This window comes from Nocardioides sp. (assembly GCF_964228225.1).
In the GTDB taxonomy this organism is placed as follows: domain Bacteria; phylum Actinomycetota; class Actinomycetes; order Propionibacteriales; family Nocardioidaceae; genus Nocardioides.
This window is the reverse complement of record NZ_CAXQZB010000046.1, coordinates 33,165-57,151: the sequence shown is the minus strand read 5'-3', so window position 1 is coordinate 57,151 and position 23,987 is coordinate 33,165. Positions and strand designations below refer to the sequence as shown.

Below are 23,987 nucleotides of genomic sequence, written 5' to 3'. Positions count from 1 at the left end.
AGTGGTCGGAACAGCGGGTGATCGCGCCAACATCCCGCCGTCCCGATCCGCGGAGGTCGGTCCGCGCCATGGGAGCGGCCCGGGAGGACCGCCTCGGTCCCTAGACAACGACCTCGTCACGGCAGCCGGTCGCGGCGTTGGACGGCCGAAGGCCGCGGTCGGTCCTCCCGGACCCTGCAGGAGGGGGTGGGTCCCCGGCCGGTACCGTGGCGGCGTGCTGCACGGGATGCCCGGCCGCCTGGCGCTCGCCGCGGCCTCCGGTCTGCTGCTCGTGCTCGCCTTCGAGCCCGTCGCCGCCGGTGCGGTCGTGCCCGTCGCGCTGCTGGGGTTCGGGGCCGTGACCCGCGGGGTGCGGGTCCGCGCCGGCTTCGGCTACGGACTGGTGTTCGGGGCCTGCTTCTACTTCCCGCACATCTGGTGGATGAAGGAGTCCAACGGACTGGTGGCGTGGCTGGCCCTGGCCGCGATCGAGGCGGCCTTCCTCGGGCTGGCCGGCGCCGGCGCCGCCCTCGTGCACCGACTGCGCTGGTGGCCGGTGTGGGTGGCGCTGGTGTGGACCGCGGTCGAGGTGACCCGCAGCGAGCAGCCGTTCAGCGGGATGCCGTGGGGTCGGTTGGGCTTCGCCGCCATCGACACCCCGTTCGCCCCGCTGCTGACCTACGTCGGGATCACGGGGGTCACCCTCGTCGTCGTGGCACTGTCGATGTTCGTGCTGCGGGTCCTGGTCACCCGCGGCGCCGAGCAGCGCCTCGCCGCGGTGGCGGCCCTGGTGGTGGCCGGTGCGGCGCTGCTCCCGCTGGCGGTGCCCTACGAGCTGCCCGTGACCGGCAGCGCGACGGTGGCCGCCGTGCAGGGCAACGTGCCGGGGCGCGGCAACGACGTGCTCGCCGACCCCGCCGGGCTCACCCGCAACCACGTCGACGCCACCCTCGCCCTCGCCGCCGACGTCGCCGCCGGCCGGGTGCCCGCCCCCGACTTCGTGCTCTGGCCGGAGAACTCCACCGCCCGCGACCCCTTCCTCGACCTCGAGACCAACGCCGGCATCCGGGAGGCCGTGGCGGCGATCGGGGTGCCGGTCGTGGTGGGCGGCCTCGTGGACGACGGACCCGACCACGTGCGCAACCAGGGCATCGTCTGGGACCCGGTCACCGGTCCCGGTCAGCGCTACACCAAGTGGCATCCGGTCACCATGGGGGAGTACATCCCGTGGCGTCCGCTCTTCGACCGCCTCGGCATGACGCAGTCGGGTCAGCTGGCGCGGATACCGCGCGACATGCGCGCCGGTGACGAGACCGAGCCCCTGAGGCTGGGCCCCGCGCGGGTGGCCGACGCGATCTGCTTCGACGTGGCCTACGACAACGGCATCGCCGCCCAGATCGAGAACGGGGCGGACCTGCTGGCGGTGCAGACCAGCAACGCGACCTTCATCTTCACCGGACAGGTCGACCAGCAGTTCGCCCTCACCCGCGCCCGCGCGGTGGAGTCGGGCAAGACCACCGTCGTGGCCTCGACCAACGGGATCTCGGGCATCATCGCCGCCGACGGCACGGTGCTCGCCGCCACCGACCGGCGGGTGCAGGAGGTCCTGGTGGACCGGGTTCCGCTGCGCGACGGCGTCACCCCGGGCACCCGGATGGGCATGCTCCTGCGGGCGACCGTGCGCCCGGCGGCCCTGCTGGTGGTGCTCGTCGCGCTCGTGCGGCGCCGGCGTGAGCGGCGGGCCCCGGACCAGCCGACGGGTCACTCGACGGGTCACTCGACGGGGCAGGCGTGACCTCCGCGGCGTCCGCGCGCACGCTGATGGTGGTGCCCACCTACAACGAGGCCGCGAACCTGCCCGGCCTGCTGCGTCGGCTGCACGCCGCCGAGCCCGACGTGGAGGTGCTGGTCGTCGACGACGGCTCACCGGACGGGACGGGCGACCTCGCGGCGGACCTGGCCGCGACCGACCCCCGCGTGCACGTCCTGCAGCGCCGGGCCAAGGAGGGACTCGGCGCGGCCTACCTGGCCGGGTTCGCCTGGGCGCTGGCGCGCGACTACGACGTCGTCGGGGAGATGGACGCCGACGGCTCGCACCTGCCCGAGCAGCTGCACCGGCTGCGGGCCGCGCTGGTGGACGCCGACCTGGTGATCGGGTCGCGCTGGGTGCCCGGGGGTCGCGTGATCGACTGGCCCCGACGCCGCGAGCTGCTCTCGCGCGGCGGCAACCTCTACGTCCGCCTGCTCCTGGGGATCGCCGTGCGCGACGCCACCGCGGGCTATCGGCTCTACCGTCGCACCACCCTGGAGTCGGTCGACCTCGCCACGATCGCCTCCACCGGGTACGTCTTCCAGACCGATCTCGTGGCGCGCACCCTGGCCGCCGGGTTGCGGGTGGCCGAGGTGCCGATCGACTTCGTGGAGCGGGTGCACGGGGAGTCCAAGATGAGCGGACAGGTGGCCTGGGAGTCGCTGCGACGCATCACCGGATGGGGCGTGCGTCGTCGCTGGGAACGCTGGAGCGGCCCGGCCGCGCAGCCGCGGGAAGGCCTTCGCCCGCCCTCCTAGGATGGGCCCATGAGCGCCCCGACCCCCACCCGACGTCGCCGCCGTCCCCTGCTGTGGATCGCGTTCGTCGCCTTCATCGTGGTGCCGCTGGTGGAGATCTACGTCCTGGTGCAGGTGGGCCAGGTGATCGGCGCGTGGTGGACGATCGCGCTGCTCGTCGCCGACAGCCTGCTCGGCAGCTGGCTGATCAAGCGCGAGGGCGGACGCGCGTGGCGGGCCCTGCGCAGTGCGCTGGACAGCGGTCGGATGCCCGCCACCGAGTTGGCCGACGGGGCCCTGATCCTCATCGGCGGCACGTTGATGCTGACCCCGGGGTTCGTGAGCGACCTGCTCGGCATCGCCCTGATCCTGCCCTTCACCCGGCCGGTGTTCCGACGGGTCCTCGCGCGGGTGGTGGCCCGGCGCCTCGACGGCGCCGTCGCCGCGCGGGTCGGTGCGCGTCCCGGGCCCGGAACGACGACTCGCCCCGGCGACGACGTCGTCCGGGGCGAGGTGATCGACTGACCCGCTCGATCGGGGCGTCCGCCGCAGCGGACGCCTCGTCGAGGTCGGCCTAGACCGAGGCCTTGCGCTTCTTGGGAGCGGGGCGGTGCAGGTGGGCGGGACCGATCTCACCGCCGCGGAGCAGCTCCAGGCGCTCCTTGAGGATGTCCTCCAGCTCCTTCTCCGAGCGGCGCTCGAGGAGCATGTCCCAGTGGGTGCGGGCGGGCTTCTCGACCTTCTCCTCCCGCTCGATGCCGGCGGTGCTGAGGGCCTCGGTGCCGCATCGGGGGCACTCCCACACGGCCGGGATCTCGGCCTCCATCGACATCGTGATCTCGAACTCGTGCCCCTGGGCGCAGCGGTATCCCACCTGCTGGCGCGCGGCGAACTCGATGCCGCGCTCGTCCTCGAAGCTCTGTCCACCCAGTCGTGCGCCGCGCAGCGTGCGCTCGGCCATGGGCCACCTCCCGCTGTCGTCGCGCTCGGGGGAGCGCGTCCTCGGGTGCGGTCGCACCCTGTCGTGGGTTCAACGTTACCCAGCCCTCCAAGATTCCACGCCGGGTTCGCGCAACCTCACACCGACGCGCGCCGCAGAGCGAGGGGGACGTCGTTGCCGGCCTCGCGGATGCCGCGCTCGGGGTCGACGCGCAGCAGCAGCGCGCCGCCGACGACGAAGAAGACCAGCAGCGCGAGCAGCGCCGGACGGTAGGAGTCGGTGAGCTGGAAGACCAGACCGAAGACGAAGGTGCCGAGCCAGGAGGTGCCGCGCTCGCAGGCGTTGTAGAGGGCGAAGTACTCCCCCTCCCGCCCCCGGGGGATCAGCAGGCTGAAGAACGAGCGCGAGAGCGCCTGGGTGCCGCCGAGCACGACGCCGATGCCCACGGCGACCAGGAGGAACAGGGCCACGTTCCGGGCCGGCAGGAAGAACGCCACGACGACGATGACGATCCACACCGCGAGGCCGCGCAGGATCGGGGTGTAGCTGCCGTAGCGGGCCGCCAGGCGACCGAAGAGCAGGGCCCCGCCGAAGGCGACGAACTGGATGAGCAGGATCGTGCCGATCAGCACCGAGGTGCCGAACCCCAGGGTCTTCTCCCCGTAGGTCGAGGCGGCGTAGATGACGGTCTGGATGCCGTCGTTGAAGAAGAGGTAGGCCACCAGGAACCGCAGGGTCATCGGGTAGGAGCGCAGCTCGCGCAGCGTGCGCCGCAGCTGCCCGAAGCTGCGGTCCACCAGGCTGCCGCCGGGTCCCTCGGGGGCGCTCGGCGGCCGGTCGCGCAGTCGCGTGACCGGGATGATCGTGAAGGCCGCCCACCACACCGCGGCCGAGAGCATCGAGAGCCGCACGGCGAGCTCGGTGGAGATGCCGAAGGCGTCGTTGCCGAGCACGAGCACGAGGTTGAGCGCCAGCAGCACCCCGCCCCCGAGGTACCCGAACGCCCAGCCCCGCGAGGACAGCGCGTCGCGCTCCTGCTCATCGGAGATGTCGACGAGCAGCGCGGAGTAGCTCACCAGCGAACAGCCCGCGAGCACGCTGGAGACCACCACCGCCACCGCTCCGATCTGCCACTGGTCGTCGCGCATCCAGAACAGCAGCGACGCCGTCGCGGCCCCGCTCCACGCGAACGCGGCGAGGTGGAGGCGCTTGCGGGGCGAGCGGTCCACCAGCGCGCCCACGAACGGCAGCACGAACGCGCTCAGGATCGTGGCGAAGCTGGTGAGGTAGAACGGCAGCGAGCCGGGCGCGACGCCCAGGCCGAGCACCGACAGGGTGCGCTCGCAGCCCTCCACCTCCTCCCCGCATCCGGCGGCACGACCGGCGACGGTGGCCATGTAGGGGCCGAACAGCACCGAGAGCACGGTCGTGAAGTAGGCGCTGTTGGCCCAGTCGTACCAGGTCCAGGCGCGCTGTTCGCGACGTCGTCGCAGCGGTTCGAGGTCGGCGATCCCCGGGGACGTGCTCATGTGGTCTCCCTCCACCATCGACCCCGATCCTGCAGTACCCGGGCCAGGGTGTCCGTGCGATCGGTGAACAGGCCGTCCACGCCCTGGTCGAGCAGGGCGGTCATCGTGGCGGCGTCGTCGATGGTCCAGACGTGCACGGGGACGCCTGCGGCGTGCGCGCGTCGCACGAGTCGGTCGGTGGTCACCGGCACCCGACCGCCGAGGGCGTGCCGCGGCACCTGCAGGGCGTCGAAGCCGCGCGCCACCCGCCGGGCCAGCAGCGGGGCACCGGTGAGGACCGTGGTGATCTCGGGCGGGCTGGCCGCGGTGGCCACCGAGCCCGCGGTGAGGCGCCGGAACCGGACCAGGCGTCGGTGGTCGAAGGACCCGACGAGCACGCGGTCCGCCAGTCCCCGACGCGCCACCACGGCGGCGAGGGCGTCGGGGGTGCCGGGCGCCTTGAGGTCGATGTTGAACCGCAGGCCAGGCACGGCGTCCAGGACGTCGTCCAGGCGCGGGATCGGCTCACGGCCACCGACCCGCAGCTCCCTCACCGCGGCCCAGGGGAGTGCGGCGATCGGCCCCCGGCCGTCGGTGACGCGGTCGAGCACCGTGTCGTGGAACGCCACGAGCACGCCGTCACGGGTCAGGTGCACGTCGGTCTCGAGGTAGCGGTAGCCCAGCGCCACGGCGTGCTCGAAGGCCCGGATCGTGTTCTCGATGCCGATCAGGTCCGGATGGCGCGCCCCGCCACGATGGGCCAGTGCAAGCACCGCCCCGGACTGCTCCGAGGGGGCGTCGAGGTAGGCCCGGCCCGTCCGCGGTGACGTCACCGCCCCAGTATCGCGGGAACGGTCCGCACCCGCCGGGAGGACGGCCTCAGATGTCGCGGAAGGTCTCGATGTTGGCGCCCAGGGTGTTCAGACGCTCGGCGAGGTCCTCGTAGCCGCGGGCGATGACGTAGGTCGAGCGCAGCACCGAGGTGCCCTTGGAGGCCAGCATCGCCAGCAGGATCACGACCGCGGGCCGCAGGGCGGGCGGGCAGACCAGCTCGGCGCCCGAGAACGACGTGGGGCCCTCGATCATCACCCGGTGGGGGTCGAGGAGCTTGACCTGGGCGCCGAGCTTGGTGAGCTCGGTGAGGTAGATGGCCCGGTTCTCGTACACCCAGTCGTGCAGGAAGGTCGTGCCCTGCGCGACCGCCCCGATGACGGCGAAGAAGGGCAGGTTGTCGATGTTGAGGCCCGGGAACGGCATCGGGTGGATCTTGTCCAGGGGGGCGCGCAGCGTCGAGGGCCGGGTCTCGATGTCGACCAGGCGGGTGTGACCGTTGCGGGCCGGGTACTCCTCGCTGCGGCGGTAGTCGAAGCCCATGCCCTCCAGGACCGCCAGCTCGATCTCGAGGAACTCGATCGGCACCCGGGTGATGGTGATCGAGGAGCGGGTCACGATGGCGGCCGCCAGCAGCGACATCGCCTCGATCGGGTCCTCGGAGGGGGCGTAGTCGACGTCGACGTCGATGCGCTCCAGGCCGTGCACCACCAGCGTCGTGCTGCCCACGCCGTCGATGCGCACGCCGAGGCGCTGCAGGTAGAAGCACAGGTCCTGGACCATGTAGTTCGACGAGGCGTTGCGGATCGTGGTGGTGCCCGGGTGCAGGGCGGCGGCCATGAGGGCGTTCTCGGTGACGGTGTCGCCGCGCTCGGTGAGCACGATCGGGCGGGTCGGCTCCAGCGCCCGGTTGACCGTGGCGTGGTAGCTGCCGTCGGTGGCCTTGACCTCCAGACCGAAGTGCTGGAGGGCGGCGAGGTGCGGCTCCACGGTGCGGGTGCCGAGGTTGCAGCCGCCGGCGTAGGGGAGGTCGAAGACGTCGGCGCGGTGCAGCAGCGGACCCAGGAACATGATCACCGAGCGCGTGCGTCGGGCAGCCGCCTCGTCGATCCGGGAGAGGTCGAGCTCGGCAGGGGGCACGATCTCGAGGTCGTTGTCGTCGTTGAGCCAGCGGGTCTGGACCCCGAGGGAGTCGAGCACCTCGAGCAGCCGGTTGACCTCCTCGATGCGCGCGACCTGGCGCAGCACGGTGCGGCCACGGTTGAGCAGGGAGGCGCACAGCAGCGCGACCCCGGCGTTCTTCGACGTCTTGACCTCGATCGAGCCCGACAGCGTGGTGGGCCCCTGCACCCGCAGGTGGGTGGGGCCGGCGCCGAGGGAGACGATCTCGGAGTCCAGGGCCTCGCCGATGCGCGCCAGCATCTCCAGGGACAGGTTCTGGTGCCCCTTCTCGATCCGGTTGATCGCGCTCTGGCTGGTGCTCAGCAGCTCGGCGAGCTGCGCCTGCGTGAGCCCGCGATGCTTGCGCGCGTCGCGGATGAGGTTCCCGATGCGGCCCTTGTAGTCGACGACCATGCGGCCCACGCTAACTCACATGTGAGATAGCGCGACATCCTGAGCCCGGGTGTCAGGCCGGGCGCAGCAGTCCGGTCTGCGCCCGCTCGGCGAATCCGGGGAAGACCTTGTTGCGGGCCACGCCGAAACGGGCCTCGACGATCTCGGAGAGGATCGTGCGGTAGTCGGTGGTCACCGTGAGGTCGGCCTCGAGGGTGTCGTCGAGGTCGGGGAAGCGGGAGTAGAACCGCCCGCCGTTCACCCCGGCCCCGGCCAGCAGCATCACCGAGCCCCAGCCGTGGTCCAGGCCCTGCTGGGAGTTCAGCTGCATCCGGCGCCCGAACTCGGTGACGGTGATGAGGGTGACGCGGTCGCCGTCCTGGCCGAGGTCGGTGAAGAAGGCGGCGATGCCCTGGGCCAGGGTCTGGCAGTGCTTGCTCATGTCGCCCCCGTTGACCCCGAGGTTGGCGTGCATGTCCCAGGCGCCGTAGTCGACGGTGAGCACCTGCACCCCGACGTCGCCGCGGATCACGCGGGCCGCCGTGCCCAGGGCCGTCCCGAGGTCGCCGTTGGGGTACTTCGCCCCGTTGCGGGGCTTCGCGCTCGCCTTGAGGACGGGCTTGAAGTCCTTGACCACGGTGAAGCTGCGCCGGGCGGCCAGGCCGAGCGCGCCACCCTCGCCGTCCCACAGCGCGTGCAGCGACCGCATCCGGCGATCGGTGGGGGAGGTCGACCCGGCGATGGACACACGGTCCACCTGCGCCGCGCCCATCGACGGCGCGGGGCCCGACAGCGAGGTCGGCGTGACGCCCTCGTCGACGTTGAAGCCCGCCAGCGGGCCGCCGTCACGCAGGCCGATCAGCCGGTTGAGCCAGCCGGTGCGCACCGACGACGTCGGGTCGGCGTCCTCGATCTGCTCCATCGCCGAGAAGTGGGAGCGGTTGGGGATCGGCAGGCCCACGGCGTGCACGGCCGCCAGCCGCTTGCTGTTCCACAGCGGCTGGAGGGCCTTGAGGTCGTCGTTCCAGCCGAAGAACCCGTCGCCGCCCCACACGCGGTCCGAGCCGATGGCCTGCCAGCCGCGGCAGGCCAGGTAGGTCGGGTCGCCGTAGGGCGCGACCATGCTGAGCCCGTCGGCGGCGCCCCGCAGGGACAGCACCACGAGGACCGGCCGTCCGGGCCGCGGGGCGCCGTAGGCGGTCTGCAGCACGGCGTCGCCGAACACCGCGGTGGTCCCGCCCGTCGCGGCCGCGAGGGCGGTGGCCTCGAGCAGCCGTCGGCGGGTCAGGGTCGGGTCGCAGCACGTGGGGGCGTCGTCCGCCGGCGTGCTCCCGGGGCCGGGGGCCAGGGGGTCGGTGGTCACGTGGTCGGGGGTCGAGGTCGTCATCGCGCGAGGTGCTCCGGGGAGTCGAGGATCGTGGTCAGCACCAGATCCAGCTGGGCGTGGGCCACCGGGTGGCCGGAGGTGACGGTCTCGCCGGGCTGCTGGCCCGTCGCGGCCGCGCAGGCGCGGATCAGCCGGTCGCTGGCGGGCCGGTGCAGGATCTGGCGCGAGAGGTGGTCCACCACCTGGCTGAACCGTGCCGGCAGCGGCGGCAGCCACGACGACGCCGACCGGTAGGTGACCCCACGGTTGGGCCACGCGCCGTGGGCGAGGTTGTGGTGCACCTTGAAGGACCCCAGCATGCGGGCGGGGGTCGACCAGCTGGCGTTGTCGATGGGCGAGCCGTCGGGCCGCGGCCAGGAGAACGGCGTCTGCCCCATCAGCGAGGACTGGTAGAGCGTCACCTGGGCGGCGTCGTCGTCGGTGCGGGGCTTGGACATCCGCGACCCCAGCGCCCGGTGGGTGGCGACGATGTCCTCGCCGGGGTCGCGGACCTTGCGGCCGACCGCACCCTGGAACTCACGGTCGGAGACGAGCGCCTCCAGCACCGGCACGATCTCGGTGTCGTTCGCGAGGTAGACCCGCGCCAGGTTCTCGACCAGCCGCCGCGACGGGGTGTCGCTGACGAACTTCACCGCGAGCCGCTGCGCCACCCGCAGCGCGGTGCGCTCGTGCCGGGCGAGGTAGCGCAGGTAGCGGCCGAGCAGCCCGGTGTCGCGGGGGTCGCGGTTGGCGTCGCTGAAGCCCATCACCCGGACCGTGCCGGTCCAGTGCTCGGCGGGGTCGTAGTAGCGGTCCCAGCTGGCCATGTCGGAGGTCTTGAACGCCGTGCGCACCAGCCAGCCGGTGAGGATGCGGGCCGAGGCCACCACCTCGGACTCGTCGTAGGCGCCGCGGCCCACCGTGTGCAGCTCCAGCAGCTCGCGCCCGAGATTCTCGATCGGGTGCTCCTTGGTGGAGGAGCACTGGTCGAGGTAGAGCAGCATCGCGGGGTGCGTGACCGCAGCGGTGAGGATCGTCTCGTAGGAGGCGAACGCGTTGCGCCGGATCGTCTGGCCGTAGTCGAAGCGCTGCACGAACGACGGGTCGCCGAGGGTCGGGACGTTGAACAGGTTCTCCCAGAACTCCGTCATCACCTCGCGCGGCTGCCGGTCGGCGACGATGCGTCGCGCCAGGCACCAGCGCTGGTAGTCGATCATCACCTTGTAGCCGGTGCGGTCGCTGCCGCGGGCCCGGCTGTTGATCCACAGCCGGCCGGGGTCGTCGTCCAGGTCCGGCCACCAGCCGTCGATCTGTCCGGCGCCCGGATCAGCCGTCCCGGCGTTCAGCTCGGCCTGCCACCAGCGGCGCGCGCCGCCGGCCTTGCGCACCCGGGCGGCGAGCTCCGGGGTGACGCCGTACGAGAAGCGGGACACCAGGTGCCGGTCGCTCGGCGACAGCAGTGGTGTGCCGCGGTATGCCCTCCCCATGATGGGCCCTCCCCGCGCCTAGCCGGCCAGCACGCGGTCGACCCCGAGCGGTCGACAGCCGCAGGTGTCGGAACAGGCGAGGAAGGTGTGCGGCGCGTGTCCGCAGGTGGAGCAGGGCCGGTCGCGCGTCAGGTGCTGACCGGCCGAGTCGTGGTCGAAAGCGGTGTCGAACATGTGGTCCTCCTCACGTCGTGGCTCGACGGTAGGAAGCAGTTCGGCACCTGCGTGCCCGGAATGAGGGGTCCGTGGCCCCGAAGGACTACGAGGTCGACCCGATGAGCCGAGTCCGCAGCGCGTCGCGCACCCGGGCGGCCGTCTCGGCGGCCTCCGCACGATCGGGACGGCCCGTGGCGACCATCGCCACCGCCAGCGCGTCCAGGGCCGCCATCAGCGCCATCACCGACGCCGGGTCCACCGGGTCCACCGGGTCCACCGGATCAGCGTGGCCCGCGGCGTCCCCGTCGTCCTCCGGGACCGTGTCGGACGTGCCGGAGGAGTGGCCCGCGGTGGGCGCTTCCGCGCCGGAGGCGAGCCCCTCGCGGAAGGCGGCGACCACCTCGAGCAGGCGCTGCCACGCCTCCCGCTCGGCGCGGCCCAGCCGGCCCGTCGCGGCACGACGCAGCGCGCGCCCGGCGAGCCCGAGCAGCGGCGCGAGGAGACCCAGCGCCTCCACCGCCGACGCGCCGGGGCGGGGGCGGGGCTCGGGGGTCACCGGCCCAGGCTAGCCCCCGCGTCGCGGGCTCAGGCCTGACAGGCCGGACACCAGAACAGGTTGCGGGCCGCGATCACCGCAGTGGCGATCGGGGTCCCGCACCGTCGGCACGGCAGGCCGGTGCGCCGGTAGACGTAGTGGGCCTCGCCGCGCCGCACACGGCCGCTGGGGTGCTCGCGGTCGGCGGGATCGGTGGTGACGATGCGGCCCGAGCGCACGCCCGCGCGCATGAGCGTCACCAGGTCGGCCCACAGCAGGGCGAACACGCCGGCGTCGAGGTCGCGGCCGGGGGAGTAGGGGTCGATCCGGTGCCGGAACAGGATCTCGGCGCGGTACACGTTGCCGATCCCGGCCACCACGGACTGGTCCATGAGCAGGGTGGCGATGGGGGCGCGGCTGCGCGCGAGCCGGGCGAGCACGGCGTCGGGGTCGGCGTCGCGTCGCAGCGGGTCCGGGCCGAGACGGGCGAGCAGCGCGGCGCGCTCGTCGTCGACCAGGAGCTCGCAGGCGGTGGGTCCGCGCAGGTCGATCCAGTGGTCCTCGGTGGTCATCCGCAGGCGGAGCGCGCCGCGGGGTTCCGGGGCCGGGAGCGGGCCGTCGCGGAACTTGCCGAACAGGCCGAGGTGGATGTGCAGCCAGTGGTCCTCGATGCGGTGGAACAGGTGCTTGCCGTAGGCCTCGGTGCGCTCGACGACGGCGCCGTCGATGCGCGCCGCGCCCTCGGCGAAGCGCCCCTGCGGGCTGCTCACCCCCACCCGGTGGCCGTCGAGGATCCGGCCGTGGCGCTGGGCGAAGCGATGCAGGGTATGACCTTCAGGCACGTCCCGATCCTGGGCCGCCCCGCGGGGTGCGAGCACACCCGCAGGGCGATCCCGGACGTCCGGCCCCGGGGCGGACCCGGGGCGAGTGTCAGGCCCCGGTGACGGTGACCGTCACCGTGCACTGTCCGGCGTACTGCTGGAGCACGCTGCGCTCGGCGGGGTCCACCGCCAGGTCCCAGCGCAGCTTCACGGCGACCCATTCGGCGACGTAGCGGCACCGGTCGTAGGTCGGCAGCCAGGTGGCGGGGTCCTGGTCGCCCTTGGCCTGGTTCACGGAGTCGGTCACCGCCACGAGGGTGCGGGGGTCGGCGAGGTCGTTGGCGAACGCCTGGCGGCGCGCGGTGGTCCACGTGCGGGCACCGGAGCCCCAGGCCTCGGCGAGCGGCACCAGGTGGTCGATGTCGACGTCCGCGGCCGCGGTCCAGGTGGCGCGGTCGTAGTAGGACGACCAGCGTCCGGTCGCCACCGTGCAGTTCCCGCTGCTGGTGAAGGTCAGCGGCGTCCCGGGCACGGCCTCGCTGATCAGCACCTCCGCGCGGGCGGACTGGCAGTCCCGATCGGCGTCGATCCAGTGGGGGAACAGGGCGCGGTCGTAGCCGCTGTTGGACTCTGCGGCGACGGGGAGCGCGGCGACCGCCGCGGCGAGGCTCCCGCTGAACGACGCCGCACGCGCGGCCGGCGGGGAGAGGACGGTGGAGACGGCGATCAGGGCGGTGACGACCGCGACGACGATCGGTCCGCGGCGGTCGGTGAGGGCGCGGGTCATGGTGGATCTCCTCGGGCAGGGCGGGTCAGGCGGGGTGCAGGGTCGGGTCGCCCGACTCCACGACGAAGGTCGCGCGGGTCGACACGGGCGCCCCGGGGCGGAGGACGTAGGGCAGCACCCGGAACCGGGCGGTGAGGTCGGACTCGGTGAGGGTGGCGCTGAGGTAGCCGCGCTGGCTGTTGGCGAAGGCCAGCCACGGGTTCTCCACCAGCTGGCGGTCGGTGGCCTCGGAGCGGTCGGTGCCGTCGCCGCCGCTGGTCACCGAGGTCGTGACCAGCTCGGTGGCGAGGGGGCGGGAGTCCGGGTCGTCGAAGTCGGCCAGCACGGTGCCGGCGTAGTGGCGGTGGACGTCGCCGGTGAGCACCACGACGTCGCGCACGTCGCGCTCCTCGATGCCGCGCAGCAGCCGGTCGCGGTTGGCGGCGTAGCCGTCCCAGCCGTCCATGCTCAGGGCCACGTTCGGTCCGGCGGCGAAGTCGCGGCGGGAGAAGAAGACCTGCTGGGCGAGCAGTTGCCAGCGGGCCGGGGACGCGGCGAGCCCGTCGAGCAGCCAGCGCTCCTGGGCGGGACCGCACAGGCTGCGGGCGGGGTCGAGGGCGTCGGTGCAGCCGATCGCCACGGTGTCGCCGCAGGCCTGGTCGTCGCGGTACTGCCGGGTGTCGAGCAGGTGCACCGTGGCCAGGGAGCCCCAGCCGAAGCGGCGGTAAGCCTGCAGGTCGGGGCCGCGGGGGATCGAGGCGCGCCGCAGCGGCATGTTCTCGTAGTAGGCCTGGAACGCCGCGGCCCGCCGGGCGAGGAAGCCCGCGCTCTCGGCGGGGCGCTCGGGGATCGCGCCGGCCCAGTTGTTGTCGACCTCGTGGTCGTCGAAGATCACCGACCACGGCGCCACGGCGTGCAGCTCCTGCAGGTCGGCATCGGTCTTGTACTGCGCGTGGCGCTGGCGGTAGCCGGCGAGGTCGACGGTCTCGGGTCCCTCGTGGTCGCGCACGTTGCCGCCGGGGACCGTGTAGTCGCCGGCCCGGTACTCGTACTGGTAGTCACCCAGGTGGAACACCACCTCCGGTCGCTCGTCGGCGAGGTGGCGGTAGGCGGTGAAGAAGCCGTGCTCGAACTGCGAGCACGACACGGCGCCGAAGGTCAGGGCCGCGACGCGCGCGCCCGGCGCCGGGGCGGTCCGGGTGGCCCCGACCCGCGAGAGGTGCCGACCGGTGCGGAAGCGGTACCAGTACTCCCGGCCCGGTCGCAGCCCGCCGACCTCGACGTGCACGCTGTGGGCGGCCGCGCTGCGCGCGACGGCGAGGCCGCGGCGCTCGACCCGGCGGAACCGCTCGTCGCCGGCCAGCTCCCACAGCACCGGGACGTCGCGGTCGGGCATGCCGCCGCGCCCGTCGGCGGCCAGTGGGGCGGGGGCGAGCCGGGTCCAGAGCACCACCGAGTCGGGCAGCGGGTCGCCCGAGGCCACGCCGAGCGTGAACGGGTCGGGCAGCGGCTGGGCGCCGGCGGGTGCGGGGACGCCGAGCAGCGTCAGCGAGCCCACCCCGCCGACGACGGCGGCGCCGGTGAGCACGGTGCGACGGCGGGGGCGGACGACCAGGCCGGACGACGGGCCGGACGAGGGGCCGGAGGAAGGGACGGAGGAGGGGTCGGACACGAGGGGCTCCCGAGGTGAGGTCCACGGAGCCCGGGACCGGGCTCCGGAAGCCACGCTGGTGCGCCCAGGACGACCTGGGCCGACCTCGGCCCGACGCCGCGGTGGCGGGTCGGTGAACGGCCCGGGTCAGCTCCTGGCCCGATCACCTCCAGGCTCGATCAGCTCCCAGTCGGGTCGGGTGCCGTCACGGCGGCGGCGATGTCGGCGTCGGGGCCGACGGCGGGATCGGTCAGGTGGGCGGCGATGCGCGCTGCGGCGGTGAAGGCGACCGGGGTGGCGTCGTCGAGCAGGCGCAGGTCCTTGGCGAGGGCGCCGAGGGTGAACTGGGCGGGCAGGTCGGCGCCCTCCAGGAACGGCCGCTTGCGGGTCACGAGGGTCCCGAGCAGCCCGACCGAGAGCACGTCCAGCACCTCGGCGTCCGGAAGGTCGAGGGCACGGGCCTGGGTGAGGGTGTCGCGCAGGGCGAGCAGGGCGGTGCCGATGCTGGCGTTGGCGACGAGCTTCAGTCCCGCGGCGGTGGTCGCATCGGGCTGCACCCGCACCTCACCGAGCGCGGCGAGCGGGACCCGGGCCTCCTCGACCCGCGGGCCCGCGGCCAGCACCACCAACGACCCGGCCTCGACCTGCGGCACCGAGCCGACGACGGGCGCGTGCACGTAGTCGGCTCCGCCCGCGGCCGCGAGGGCGGCGGCCTCCTGGGGGCCGACCGTGGCGGTGTTGACGACGAGGGCGCCGGGTCGCAGGTGGGGTCGGGCGAGGGCGAGCACCTCCTCGCAGGCCGCGGCGTCGAAGAGGGCGAGCAGCACGATCTCGGCGTCCTGGAGGGCGGCGGCGAGGTCGGTCTCGACCGTGAGGCGGCCCTCGGCGTCCGGCAGGTCCCGCGGCGTGCGGTTCCACGCGGTGACCGACCAGCCCTCCGCGGCGAGGCGGTGCGCCATCGGCACTCCCATCCGGCCGAGTCCGAGCAGGGTCAGGGGAACGGTGGTCATGCCCTCCACCCTGCGTCATGGCCGATGCGGGTGGCGGGCCGGGGTCGCCGATCGGGGTGGCGGAAACCCGGTGGCGTCGGTCGGGAGGTCGTGGCACGGTGCTCGTGGGGCCCCTCCCGCCGCGTGGCGGGACCGATCCGAGCAAGGACCGACAGGCCGGGGGACCGGCCGGACGGAGGTGGCGCATGACCGATCAGGACCGCATGAGGCAGCAGTTCCGCGATGCCCTCGAGCAGCGCGGGCAGGGCCGGCCGCAGGGCACGGCACGCCGGGGCGGCAAGGTGCGGGCACCGCACCGGGCCGAGGCGTCCGGGGCGCAGCGGATGTTCCGGCGCCGCGCCGGCTGAGACGCGCCCCCGGGGCCCGGTCCGCTGCGGCGGGCCGGGTCCCGGGGACCCTCAGGGCAGTCCGGGGACCCTCAGAGCAGGAGGAACAGGTCGGTGCGCAGGTCGGGCTCGGCGGTGACGCTGGGGTCGGTGGTGTAGACCTCCAGCATCCCCCGGACCCGGGCCGCGCCGGCCACGTCGGTGAGCCGTGCCCACGAGCCACCGAGGCCCTCGAATCCACCGTGGTGCGTCAGCGCCAGGGCGGGTCCCGCGGGGAGGACGGTCAGGCTGATCCCGTCGGCGTCCTCGGGCAGGACGGTCCCCTCGCGCACCGGGAAGCCGATCGTGAGGTCGAAGGTGGTCCCCGGTCCGACCTCGCCGGTGTACACGGCGTAGCCCGGACCGGTCGGCCCCAGCGCGGCGAGCCGGGAGAAGCCGTCGTCGAAGCACCGTCCGAGATCGGCGAAGCCGACGCCGGTGAAGGCCAGGACGGCGACGGGCCCCGCATCGCGGGGCAGCTCGAGCGTGGTGGGCGCGTCCCAGGGGCCGCCGGGCGGCAGGGGTGTGGTCATGGTCGCATCGACTCCTCGGCACGTCGGGACTCATCGGGGGTGGGGCGGGTAGGAGGGAGTGCATGCAGACTCGCACGATCGGCAACGCCGCCACCGGCACCACGCACGTCGGAGTCATCGGTCTGGGCCTGATGACCTTCGACCAGACCGGCTCCCAGCCCCGGGAGCAGCTGCTCGACACGCTGCGCGCCGCGTTGGAGGCCGGAGTCACGCTCCTGGACACCGCCGACGCCTACGGGCCGGGGGAGGAGCGCGGGGCCGCCGCGCAGGGCGCGAACGAGGAGCTGATCGCCTCGCTGCTCGACGAGCTCGGTGTCCGCGACCGGGTGCTGCTCGCCACGAAGGCGGGCCACGTGCGCACCGAGGGCGGCGGCTGGGGTCTGGACTCCTCGCGCGAGCACCTGCTCGCCGCCGTTGAGGCCAGCAGGCGCCGGCTCGGGGTCGACGTCATCGACCTGTGGCAGCACCACCGTCCCGACCCGGCGGTCCCCTACGAGGACGTCCTCGCCACCCTCCGGGAGGTCCACGACGCCGGGCTGGTGCGGAGGGTCGGTCTGTCGAACGCCGACCCGGCCCAGATCCGGCTCGCCCACGAGGTGCTCGGCAGCGCCCTGGTGAGCGTGCAGAACCAGTTCTCCCCGGCCTTCCGGTCCAGCGCACCCGAGATCGAGGTGTGCGAGGAGCTGGGGCTGGCCTTCCTCGCGTGGAGCCCGCTCGGCGGGCTGGGCGACGCCAAGACCCTCGGCGAGCACCATCCCGCGTTCGCCGCCGTGGCCGCCGAGCGGGGCGTCTCGCCGCAGCAGGTCGCCCTGGCCTGGGAGATCGCGCAGTCGCCGTGCGTCATCCCGATCCCCGGCGCGAAGCGGCCGGGCTCGATCCTCGACTCCGCCGCGGCCGCCGACCTCGAGCTCACCCCGGCCGAACTGGCCCGCCTCGACGGGTGAGCGAGCCCCGGGCCGCGCGCGTCCTGCTCGCGGCCGTGATCATGGCGAGCGCCCTGCTCGACGCCGCCCTGCTGGGCCGGGTGAGCGAGGACGGCGCGGGATCCACGCTGTCGGTGACGTGGTGGATCGCGGGCCAGGCCGGCGTCGCCGCTCTCGCGGTCGTCGTCTGGCTCACGTGGCTCGCGGTGCACGCGCCGGCTCTGGGCGACTGGTCGCTGCCGTGGACCCGTGGCGGCGAGCAGCTGCGGGTGCCGATGTCCTGGCCGCGACCCGGATGGGGTGTCGTGGCCCTCACCGCGGCCTACCTGGCGGCGACCGCGCTCGGTGTGGCGGCGGCGGTGGCCGTGGACGGACTCCCGGCGGGCGCGGGCATCGCGGCGTGGCTGGGGCTGCCGGTCCTGCAGGGATTCGCGGGACTGTTGGGGTTCCTGGCGGCCCTGCTGGTCGCGGTCCCGGTGGTCGTGCTCGTGCGCACCTGGCGCCCGCGCGAGGGCCGTCGACCCGCCGGCCCGGCGCCGGCGATCGCGACGCTGCTGATCGTCGCCTACCTGCTGGTCCTGCCGTTCGCGGTCGCCGTGGCCCTGGCCTACGACCAGCCCGAGCGACGTCGTCCGTCCTTCGGGCCGCTCTGGGGCGCACGTGAGGGCGCGATCGTGCACTCCGAGGCGCTGCTGTGGACCGCCCGGGGCCTGGGCGGGCTGATGATCGTGCTCGCGCTCGTGGCGGCGGCGATGATCCTCGGGCGTCGCCGCCGCGCCTGAGCGCGCGGCAGGATGGGGCCATGACGCCCCGCCCCTCGCTCGCGGACACCGCCGGCGCGCGCCCCGTCGTGCTCGACGGCGGCCTCGCGACGCTGCTCGAACAGCACGGCCACGACCTGAGCTCGGCGCTGTGGTCGGCGCGGCTGCTGGCCGACGACCCCGAGGCGATCGTCGCGGCGCACGCCGAGTTCTTCCGGGCCGGCGCGGAGGTCGCCACGACGGCGTCGTACCAGGTCAGCGCCGAGGGCTTCGCCGCCGTCGGCACGAGCGCGGCCGAGGTCGAGCAGCTGCTGCGGCGCAGCGTCGCACTGGCCGCGCGGGCGCGCGACGAGGTGGCACCGCAGGGCTGGGTGGCGGCCTCGGTGGGCCCGTACGGCGCGATGCTCGCCGACGGCTCGGAGTACCGCGGCGACTACGACGTCGACGTCGCCGCGTTGCGGCGCTTCCACCGACCTCGGCTCGACGTGCTCGGCGGATGCGTGGGGGAGGGGGCCGATCTGCTGGCGGTGGAGACCGTCCCGTGCCTCGCGGAGGTCGAGGCGGTGCTGGCGGAACTGGACGGCACCGGGGTGCCCGCGTGGCTCTCGCTCTCGGCCGCGCCCGGGGGTCGGACGCGGCGCGGCGAGCCGCTGACCGAGGCGGTCGCGATGGCCGCCGACGTCGCCGAGATCGTGGCCGTCGGGGTCAACTGCACCCCGCCCGAGGACGTCGCCGCCGCCCTCGCCGCCGTCGGGACGGGCCCGGCGGTGGTCTACCCCAACGGCGGCCAGACCTGGGACGCCGTCGCCCGAGCCTGGGAGGGTGAGTCGGCGTTCACCGCCGAGGCCGTGGACGGCTGGATCGCCCAGGGCGCGCGCCGGGTGGGCGGCTGCTGCCGGGTGGGTCCGGCGGAGGTGACGGCGCTCGCGGCGCAGGTGCGCCGGGGGAGCGGGGCCTGAGCCGATGGCGTCGGCGCCGCTGCTCGTGGTCGAGGGGGCCAGCGACCGCGTGGCCCTCGAGACGCTGGCGGCCCGGCTCGGCCGGGACCTCGTTGCGGAGGGCGTGGAGATCGTCGAGCTCGGGGGGATCACCAACCTGCGCCGCTTCCTGGTGGAGACGCTGCCGGCACGGCGCGGCCTGAACCTGCGCGGCCTCTACGACGTGCCCGAAGAGCGTTATGTCAGGTCGGCCCTCGAGGCGGCCGGGCTCGGCGCGGTGGAGGACCGGTGGCGACTGGAGGAGCTGGGGTTCTTCGCCTGCGAGGAGGATCTCGAGGACGAGCTGCTGCGCGCCGTCGGCGGTCGGGTGATGCTGCAGCTGCTGGAGGTCCACGGCGACCTCGCCTCGTTCCGCCGGCTGCAGCACCAGCCGGCGCTGCGCGCCTGGGACCAGCACCGCCAGTTCCGGCGGTTCCTGTCGGCCCGGTCGGGCAACAAGGCGCGCTACGCCCGGATCCTGGCCGACGCCGTCGAGCTCGACGCCGTCCCGTCGCCGTTGTGGGAGGTCCTGGCGCTGTAGCCCGGCGCACCGCCGCCGCGGGAAGCCAGCACCGACCACGTCTCGGTGTGGCGCAAGCCGGACCGGGAGACGCCGTCCTGACGTCGCCCGGTCCGGCCCGGGGGCCGCTCGGCCGGCGTCTCAGGCCGCGGGACCCTCGGAGCGCACCTGGGCGACCGAGTCCATGGCCTCGCGCAGCCGCGTGATCCAGTCGCCCTCGTGCTGGCCGACCAGACGCACGCACCACGCGAGCGCGTCGCTTCGCGACCGGGCCACGCCGGCGTCGACGAGGGTGTCGAGCACCCGACGCTCGGGCTGGCGCAACCGGGTCATCACCGGTGCCGACACGTGGGTCCACAGCACCCGCTGGTCGCCGATCGCCAGGCCCCAGGAGACCTTGCGCTCGTAGCGGTGCTGCGCCTCGCGCGCGATCTCCATGCGCTGCTCGCGCGTCTCCTCACGGAACGCCGACGCGCGTCCCGCCCGGGCCTCGGCGCGCACCGCGTCGGTGGCGTCGTCGGCCAGCTCGACGTCGGGGGTGGTGAGGACGATCGTGATCTCCTCCTTGTCGACCGTGACGTCGACGGGTTGCCACTGCGCGGGCACGCGGCCGGAGAACCAGCCCGCGATCCGCTCTTGCTGCTCATTTGTAATCATGTAATAAGCATTGCACAGTGTCCCAAACCCAGGCGTTCGCGAGGACCGCGCTGCGCGGTCCGATTCGCTACCGTGCCCACAAGGTCAGACGAAGGGCTCGGGCATGACGGTTCAAGCAATCGATCTTCAGGTGGACGACGTCCCGGCGGCAACGCGGATGCTGTCCGAGGCCTACGGGTGGCGTGTCGTGGCGGCCGACCCGAACTTCGGCGAGCTGGACGCGGGGGGCCTCAGGGTGATGCTGTCACGGGACGCCATGGTCCCGTGGGGCCAACTCGACGGCGTGATCCTTCATCACCACGTCGACGACGTCGACGCGGCCGTGGACCGCGCCGTCGCAGCGGGCGCCGAACTGCTCGCGGGGCCCCTCAGGACCGATTGGGGCACCGAAGCGGCCTACCTTCGCGGTCCGGGTCGACTCGTGGTCGACGTGTGCCGCGACGCCTGACCCACCAGCGAGTGCCGTGCGGATTCGATCATCGTCGCCGCCGATGACGGCGTGAGCCTGCATGTGGCGGCGTGCGGCGAAGGAGCCGACGTCCTCGTGCTCTCCGGCGGACCGCGGTGCGTGCACTACCTAGCGGACATGATGCCGATAAGTGACATTATGTCAGATGATGGCGCCGGTCGGACCCGTCATCAGGTCCCCCAGGTCGTCCCGCCCCATCCACGGATCGCGGTCGAGAACCTCGGCGAAGCATTCCTGGTCACACGGGGCTCAGTGTCGCCGGCGGGTGGGCCGTACGGGTGGTCCTGCGACGCCGCAGCTCAGATGCGTCGCGTCGTCGGCGCTCCGATCGGTGGCGACGGGTCCGGGAGGCGGCGACGAGGGCCCCGGCGGGAGACCCACGGCCGCGAGGACGGCGCCCACGAGGGCCAGGGCGGCGGTGATCCACATGGCGCGCTCGAAGCCGGTGGCGAGGGCGACGGGATCGTCGTAGGCGTCGCCGGTGAGTCCGACGACGAGCGGCAGTGCCGCGACCGCCGCGAGCTGGGCGGTGCGGGCGACGGCGTTGTTGATGCCCGAGGCCATGCCGGCGTGCCGGTCCTCCACGGCGCCGAGGACGGTGGCCGTGACCGGCGCGACCGTGCTGGCGAGCCCCAGGCCCAGCACGACCACGGCGGGCAGGACCGAGGTGAGGTACCGCTCCCCCGGGTCGATCGCGCTCAGCAGCAGCATGCCCGCCGCGATGAGGACGGCGCCCACCGTCAGCGGCAGCCGTGGGCCGAGGCGCGTGGTCACCGCGCCCGCGCGCGCCGAGAGCACGAGCATGAGCACCGTGATCGGCAGCGACGCCGACCCTGCCTGCAGCGGGGTGTAGCCCATCGTCGTCTGCAGGAAGACCACGAACAGGAAGAACACCCCGCCCAGGCCGGCATACACGGCGAAGGTGAGCAGGTTGGCGACGGTGAAGGTGCGCGAGGCGAACAGGGTCGGGTCGAGCATCGGATCACGGTGCCGCGACTCGTAGCGCCAGAAGCCGACGAGGGCCAGCATCCCGACGACGACGGCGACACCCACCGCGGCCCGATCGCCGTCCGAGGCGCTGATCAGGGCGAAGGTGAGGAGTCCGAGTCCGGCGGTGGCCAGAACCGCGCCGACCGCGTCCAGTCGACCCGAGGCCCCCGGGTCGCGCGATTCGGGGATGCGCGTCGTGCCGACGACCACGACCAGCAGCCCCAGCGGCACCGGCACCAGGAAGACCCACCGCCAGGAGTACTCCACCAGCCAACCGCCCAGCAGTGGACCGAGCGCCGCTGCGACGCCTCCGAGTGCGGACCACGCACCGATCGCCCGGGCCCGGTCCTCGGGACGCAGCAGGCTCTCGAGCAGCGCCAGGCTCCCCGGGGTCAGCAGTGCGGCACCGACACCCTGCAGCACCCGCGCCGCCACGAGGGTCTCGACGTTCGGCGCCGCGGCGCACAGGGCCGAGGTGAGCGTGAAGAGCGCCACGCCGAGGACGAAGACACGCCGGCGACCGAGCCGGTCCCCCAGTGACCCCCCGAGCAGCACGAGGCCGGCCAGGCTGAGCAGGTAGCCGTTGAGCACCCACTGCAGGGCGGCGACGTCGGCGTCGAGGTCGCTCCCGATCGCCGGCAGGGCGATGTTCACCACCGTCGCCTCGATCTGCGCCACCGCCGAGCCCAGCACCGCGACCGTGAGCAGCCAGCGCCCGCGCCGACTGCTCAGGGCGAGGGCGCCCTCACCAACCCCTTCGTCCCGACGCGCGTCGTCCTCGGGACCCTCCTCTCGTCCGGTGGTCCCCATCGGTGCGCCTCCCTCGTCCGTGCCTGCGCCATCACGACCCGCGGCGCCAGTGTGACGGGGTGTCGCCCCGCTGAGACCCACCCCCGCGGGCGCGACGCGGGCGTGGTGTGGATCCGCCCTGGTGTTCGAACATGTGTTCGCATAGAGTGGTTTCATGATCTCGGACCCGGTCGTCGACGGTGGGCCCGTTCCTGCCCCGGTGACGACGACCGAGCTCGCCGCCCGGATCGCCGAGCGGCGACAGGTCGCGCGCACGGCCGAGGTCGACCTCCTGCTCCTCGCGGTGGCGTGGGCGGAGGCCCATCCGGACCTCGATCCCCGCACCGGTGAGCCCCGGCCGACGGCGTCGGTGTCCGACGACGCACTGGCCGCCCACTTCGTGGGTCTGGAGCCGGAGGAGACACCCGACTCGCCGTCGTGGGCCGGTCTCCCGCCGATGAGCGAGGACGCCGTCACCGGGTTCGCGACGGCCGCCGACCTGGGCCGTGCCGCCGCGACCTCGCTCCTGCGCGACGCCCTCACCCTGGTGCACCGACTCCCCCGCTGCTGGCGGGTGCTGCTCGCCGGCGAGGTCGACCCCTGGCGGGCGCGGCGCGTGGCGGTCGCCATCGCGGGCGCCCCCGACGACGTCGCCCGCGCGGTCGACCTCGACGCCTCCGCACGGCTCGCCACGATCGGTCCGATCAGCCTGGGCAACCTCATCCAGGCCACGATGATCGCGTTGTACCCCGACCACGTCGAAGCCGCCTCGCTGGAGCGACTGGACGCGCTGCACGTCACCGTCCACGGTCACCGCCTCGGCGACAGCGGACTGGTCGAGCTCACCGCCCAGGGCGAGTACGCCGAGTTCGACGACCTCGACCGTACGCTCGACACCCTCGCCGACCTGCTGCCCGACGCCGACGACAGCGTGCCCGCCGGCGCGTCGAGGGGATACCGACGGGCCCGTGCCCTCGGCCTGCTCGCCGACCCAGCAGCGGCCGCGGCGCTCCTGGCCGGGGCCGATCCGGACGAGGTCACCACGCCCCGGCGGGTCGAACTGGTCGTGCACGCGACACCGGAGGCCCTCGCCGGGACCGATCCCGTGGTGCACGCCGGCATCGGATCCGGTCGCTCGCTCCAGGCGATGCTCGGCGACCTCGCGGCCGCCTGGTGCGGTCGGCCGCGCACCCACGTAGTGGTCCGCCCGGTGGTCGACCTCGGCGCCGTCGTGGTCGAGAGCGGGTACCGGCCCAGCGAGTCCCTGGCCCGGCAGATCCGCCTGCGGGACCGCACCTGCCGCTTCCCCCACTGCGAGATCGCGGCCGGCCGGTGCGACCTCGACCACGTCGAACCCCACGCCCACGGCGGGCCCACCTCGAGCGCCAACCTGATGGCGCTGTGCCGACATCACCACCGGTTGAAGACCCATCACGGCTACCGGGCGGAAGTGCTCAGCCCGGGCGTCGTGCGGTGGACCACACCGCACGGGCAGTCCTACCTGACGTCACCCGGGGGCACCCGACGCCTCCACCAGCCCACCAGCAACACCGCGCCCACGACCGGCACGGCGCCGGCGGCCAGCGTCAGGGCGACGAACGTGGTCGGCAGCGCCCCCAGGCCGGGATCCTCGGCGTAGAGACGCACCGGATCGGCCACCGCCGCGACTCCCAGGACACCGACACCACCGACGGCGATCCAGGGCGCCCACGTCGTCCCGCGCCGCACCCGCCACGCCGGCAGCAGGGTGAGGAGGGGGACCAGAAGCCAGCCCGTCCAGGTCCAGGCCAGTGCCGGGAACGCCAGCGGCGCCACCAGGCAGGTGTCGAACACCTCCCCCGGCGAGCGGCAC

Annotated in this window: 25 protein-coding genes; 10 read left to right on the top strand and 15 right to left on the bottom strand. The window is 73.9% G+C overall.

From position 1 onward, the window contains the following. The first annotated feature begins 214 nt into the window (after positions 1-214). From lnt to ACERUJ_RS10540, 3 genes are read left to right on the top strand one after another with little or no spacing between them, the layout of a single operon-like run. Positions 215-1,774, top strand: a complete 1,560-nt coding sequence (lnt, locus tag ACERUJ_RS10550) for an apolipoprotein N-acyltransferase (RefSeq protein WP_370248481.1) — start codon at positions 215-217, stop codon at positions 1,772-1,774. Next, positions 1,771-2,547, top strand: a complete 777-nt coding sequence (locus ACERUJ_RS10545) for a polyprenol monophosphomannose synthase (protein ID WP_370248480.1) — start codon at positions 1,771-1,773, stop codon at positions 2,545-2,547. Before lnt ends, ACERUJ_RS10545 begins: the two co-directional genes overlap by 4 nt. A gap of 9 nt (positions 2,548-2,556) precedes the next feature. Next, positions 2,557-3,051 (top strand): FxsA family protein, encoded by a 495-nt coding sequence (locus ACERUJ_RS10540; protein ID WP_370248479.1) that lies wholly within the window; start codon positions 2,557-2,559, stop codon positions 3,049-3,051. A gap of 49 nt (positions 3,052-3,100) precedes the next feature. Here the strand turns inward: ACERUJ_RS10540 and ACERUJ_RS10535 are convergent, their stop codons facing one another. From ACERUJ_RS10535 to ACERUJ_RS10480, 12 genes are all read right to left on the bottom strand, one after another. Continuing rightward, positions 3,101-3,487, bottom strand: a complete 387-nt coding sequence (locus tag ACERUJ_RS10535; RefSeq protein ID WP_370248478.1) for an RNA polymerase-binding protein RbpA — start codon at positions 3,485-3,487, stop codon at positions 3,101-3,103. A gap of 116 nt (positions 3,488-3,603) precedes the next feature. Further along, positions 3,604-4,995, bottom strand: coding sequence for an MFS transporter (locus tag ACERUJ_RS10530; RefSeq protein ID WP_370248477.1), 1,392 nt, complete (start codon positions 4,993-4,995; stop codon positions 3,604-3,606). After that, positions 4,992-5,807, bottom strand: a complete 816-nt coding sequence (locus ACERUJ_RS10525) for a glycerophosphodiester phosphodiesterase (protein ID WP_370248476.1) — start codon at positions 5,805-5,807, stop codon at positions 4,992-4,994. Before ACERUJ_RS10525 ends, ACERUJ_RS10530 begins: the two co-directional genes overlap by 4 nt. Positions 5,808-5,853: 46 nt before the next feature. Continuing rightward, complete coding sequence (locus ACERUJ_RS10520) at positions 5,854-7,380, bottom strand: UDP-N-acetylglucosamine 1-carboxyvinyltransferase (protein ID WP_370248475.1); 1,527 nt, start codon at positions 7,378-7,380, stop codon at positions 5,854-5,856. 52 nt (positions 7,381-7,432) lie between these two features. Next, positions 7,433-8,746, bottom strand: coding sequence for a DUF1501 domain-containing protein (locus tag ACERUJ_RS10515; protein ID WP_370248474.1), 1,314 nt, complete (start codon positions 8,744-8,746; stop codon positions 7,433-7,435). After that, positions 8,743-10,158, bottom strand: a complete 1,416-nt coding sequence (locus ACERUJ_RS10510) for a DUF1800 domain-containing protein (protein ID WP_370248473.1) — start codon at positions 10,156-10,158, stop codon at positions 8,743-8,745. Before ACERUJ_RS10510 ends, ACERUJ_RS10515 begins: the two co-directional genes overlap by 4 nt. A gap of 72 nt (positions 10,159-10,230) precedes the next feature. After that, the gene (locus ACERUJ_RS10505; RefSeq protein WP_370248472.1) at positions 10,231-10,386 is read right to left on the bottom strand and encodes a hypothetical protein; all 156 of its coding nucleotides are present in this window, start codon (positions 10,384-10,386) and stop codon (positions 10,231-10,233) included. Between the two features lie 85 nt (positions 10,387-10,471). After that, on the bottom strand, positions 10,472-10,924 hold the full coding sequence (locus ACERUJ_RS10500; RefSeq protein WP_370248471.1) for a hypothetical protein: 453 nt from the start codon (positions 10,922-10,924) through the stop codon (positions 10,472-10,474). Between the two features lie 29 nt (positions 10,925-10,953). After that, positions 10,954-11,745 (bottom strand): Fpg/Nei family DNA glycosylase, encoded by a 792-nt coding sequence (locus ACERUJ_RS10495; protein ID WP_370248470.1) that lies wholly within the window; start codon positions 11,743-11,745, stop codon positions 10,954-10,956. A gap of 88 nt (positions 11,746-11,833) precedes the next feature. Beyond that, on the bottom strand, positions 11,834-12,511 hold the full coding sequence (locus ACERUJ_RS10490) for an HNH endonuclease family protein (RefSeq protein ID WP_370248469.1): 678 nt from the start codon (positions 12,509-12,511) through the stop codon (positions 11,834-11,836). Positions 12,512-12,536: 25 nt separating this feature from the next. Continuing rightward, positions 12,537-14,162, bottom strand: coding sequence for an alkaline phosphatase (locus ACERUJ_RS10485; protein WP_370248468.1), 1,626 nt, complete (start codon positions 14,160-14,162; stop codon positions 12,537-12,539). 158 nt (positions 14,163-14,320) lie between these two features. Further along, positions 14,321-15,151 carry an NAD(P)-dependent oxidoreductase gene (locus ACERUJ_RS10480; protein WP_370248467.1) on the bottom strand — a complete coding sequence of 277 codons (831 nt, stop codon included), beginning with the start codon at positions 15,149-15,151 and terminating at the stop codon, positions 14,321-14,323. A gap of 203 nt (positions 15,152-15,354) precedes the next feature. On the opposite strand from ACERUJ_RS10480, the gene ACERUJ_RS10475 reads away from it, so the two are divergent. Next, positions 15,355-15,498, top strand: coding sequence for a hypothetical protein (locus tag ACERUJ_RS10475; RefSeq protein WP_372715305.1), 144 nt, complete (start codon positions 15,355-15,357; stop codon positions 15,496-15,498). A gap of 71 nt (positions 15,499-15,569) precedes the next feature. Here ACERUJ_RS10475 and ACERUJ_RS10470 read toward each other — a convergent pair whose 3' ends face one another. Then, positions 15,570-16,049, bottom strand: a complete 480-nt coding sequence (locus ACERUJ_RS10470) for a GyrI-like domain-containing protein (RefSeq protein ID WP_370248465.1) — start codon at positions 16,047-16,049, stop codon at positions 15,570-15,572. Between the two features lie 62 nt (positions 16,050-16,111). On the opposite strand from ACERUJ_RS10470, the gene ACERUJ_RS10465 reads away from it, so the two are divergent. Genes ACERUJ_RS10465 through ACERUJ_RS10450 form a run of 4 tightly spaced genes read left to right on the top strand, consistent with a single transcriptional unit; the run spans position 16,112 to position 19,251 of the window. Further along, entirely contained in the window at positions 16,112-16,993 is an 882-nt protein-coding gene (locus ACERUJ_RS10465; protein WP_370248464.1) for an aldo/keto reductase, read from the top strand. Next, a complete protein-coding gene (locus ACERUJ_RS10460; protein ID WP_370248463.1) occupies positions 16,990-17,754 on the top strand; it encodes a hypothetical protein in 765 nt (254 codons plus the stop codon). Before ACERUJ_RS10465 ends, ACERUJ_RS10460 begins: the two co-directional genes overlap by 4 nt. A gap of 20 nt (positions 17,755-17,774) precedes the next feature. Continuing rightward, positions 17,775-18,692 carry a homocysteine S-methyltransferase gene (gene mmuM / locus ACERUJ_RS10455; protein WP_370248462.1) on the top strand — a complete coding sequence of 306 codons (918 nt, stop codon included), beginning with the start codon at positions 17,775-17,777 and terminating at the stop codon, positions 18,690-18,692. A 4-nt stretch (positions 18,693-18,696) separates the two neighbouring features. Beyond that, positions 18,697-19,251: a TOPRIM nucleotidyl transferase/hydrolase domain-containing protein gene (locus ACERUJ_RS10450; protein ID WP_370248461.1), complete on the top strand. Its 555-nt coding sequence runs from the start codon at positions 18,697-18,699 to the stop codon at positions 19,249-19,251. A gap of 120 nt (positions 19,252-19,371) precedes the next feature. Here ACERUJ_RS10450 and ACERUJ_RS10445 read toward each other — a convergent pair whose 3' ends face one another. Then, positions 19,372-19,887: a hypothetical protein gene (locus tag ACERUJ_RS10445; RefSeq protein WP_370248460.1), complete on the bottom strand. Its 516-nt coding sequence runs from the start codon at positions 19,885-19,887 to the stop codon at positions 19,372-19,374. A gap of 103 nt (positions 19,888-19,990) precedes the next feature. On the opposite strand from ACERUJ_RS10445, the gene ACERUJ_RS10440 reads away from it, so the two are divergent. Next, positions 19,991-20,335, top strand: a complete 345-nt coding sequence (locus ACERUJ_RS10440) for a VOC family protein (RefSeq protein ID WP_370248459.1) — start codon at positions 19,991-19,993, stop codon at positions 20,333-20,335. Positions 20,336-20,605: 270 nt separating this feature from the next. On the opposite strand, the gene ACERUJ_RS10435 is transcribed toward ACERUJ_RS10440, so the two are convergent. Next, entirely contained in the window at positions 20,606-22,156 is a 1,551-nt protein-coding gene (locus ACERUJ_RS10435) for an MFS transporter (protein WP_370248458.1), read from the bottom strand. Between the two features lie 154 nt (positions 22,157-22,310). Here ACERUJ_RS10435 and ACERUJ_RS10430 point away from each other — a divergent pair, with 154 nt between their 5' ends. Then, the gene (locus tag ACERUJ_RS10430) at positions 22,311-23,774 is read left to right on the top strand and encodes an HNH endonuclease signature motif containing protein (protein ID WP_370248457.1); all 1,464 of its coding nucleotides are present in this window, start codon (positions 22,311-22,313) and stop codon (positions 23,772-23,774) included. Positions 23,775-23,987: the final 213 nt, after the last annotated feature.

What these genes read in the sequence shown, in the direction of transcription:
- ACERUJ_RS10540 (WP_370248479.1), top strand. Translation starts at nt 2,557, where the DNA reads ATGAGCGCCCCGACCCCCACCCGACGTCGCCGCCGTCCCCTGCTGTGG.
- ACERUJ_RS10435 (WP_370248458.1), bottom strand. Translation starts at nt 22,156, where the DNA reads ATGGGGACCACCGGACGAGAGGAGGGTCCCGAGGACGACGCGCGTCGG.
- ACERUJ_RS10515 (WP_370248474.1), bottom strand. Translation starts at nt 8,746, where the DNA reads ATGACGACCTCGACCCCCGACCACGTGACCACCGACCCCCTGGCCCCC.
- ACERUJ_RS10530 (WP_370248477.1), bottom strand. Translation starts at nt 4,995, where the DNA reads ATGAGCACGTCCCCGGGGATCGCCGACCTCGAACCGCTGCGACGACGT.
- mmuM (WP_370248462.1), top strand. Translation starts at nt 17,775, where the DNA reads ATGACGCCCCGCCCCTCGCTCGCGGACACCGCCGGCGCGCGCCCCGTC.
- ACERUJ_RS10470 (WP_370248465.1), bottom strand. Translation starts at nt 16,049, where the DNA reads ATGACCACACCCCTGCCGCCCGGCGGCCCCTGGGACGCGCCCACCACG.
- ACERUJ_RS10430 (WP_370248457.1), top strand. Translation starts at nt 22,311, where the DNA reads ATGATCTCGGACCCGGTCGTCGACGGTGGGCCCGTTCCTGCCCCGGTG.
- ACERUJ_RS10465 (WP_370248464.1), top strand. Translation starts at nt 16,112, where the DNA reads ATGCAGACTCGCACGATCGGCAACGCCGCCACCGGCACCACGCACGTC.
- ACERUJ_RS10475 (WP_372715305.1), top strand. Translation starts at nt 15,355, where the DNA reads ATGAGGCAGCAGTTCCGCGATGCCCTCGAGCAGCGCGGGCAGGGCCGG.
- ACERUJ_RS10490 (WP_370248469.1), bottom strand. Translation starts at nt 12,511, where the DNA reads ATGACCCGCGCCCTCACCGACCGCCGCGGACCGATCGTCGTCGCGGTC.
- ACERUJ_RS10480 (WP_370248467.1), bottom strand. Translation starts at nt 15,151, where the DNA reads ATGACCACCGTTCCCCTGACCCTGCTCGGACTCGGCCGGATGGGAGTG.
- ACERUJ_RS10520 (WP_370248475.1), bottom strand. Translation starts at nt 7,380, where the DNA reads ATGGTCGTCGACTACAAGGGCCGCATCGGGAACCTCATCCGCGACGCG.
- ACERUJ_RS10535 (WP_370248478.1), bottom strand. Translation starts at nt 3,487, where the DNA reads ATGGCCGAGCGCACGCTGCGCGGCGCACGACTGGGTGGACAGAGCTTC.
- ACERUJ_RS10440 (WP_370248459.1), top strand. Translation starts at nt 19,991, where the DNA reads ATGACGGTTCAAGCAATCGATCTTCAGGTGGACGACGTCCCGGCGGCA.
- ACERUJ_RS10445 (WP_370248460.1), bottom strand. Translation starts at nt 19,887, where the DNA reads ATGATTACAAATGAGCAGCAAGAGCGGATCGCGGGCTGGTTCTCCGGC.
- ACERUJ_RS10505 (WP_370248472.1), bottom strand. Translation starts at nt 10,386, where the DNA reads ATGTTCGACACCGCTTTCGACCACGACTCGGCCGGTCAGCACCTGACG.
- ACERUJ_RS10450 (WP_370248461.1), top strand. Translation starts at nt 18,697, where the DNA reads ATGGCGTCGGCGCCGCTGCTCGTGGTCGAGGGGGCCAGCGACCGCGTG.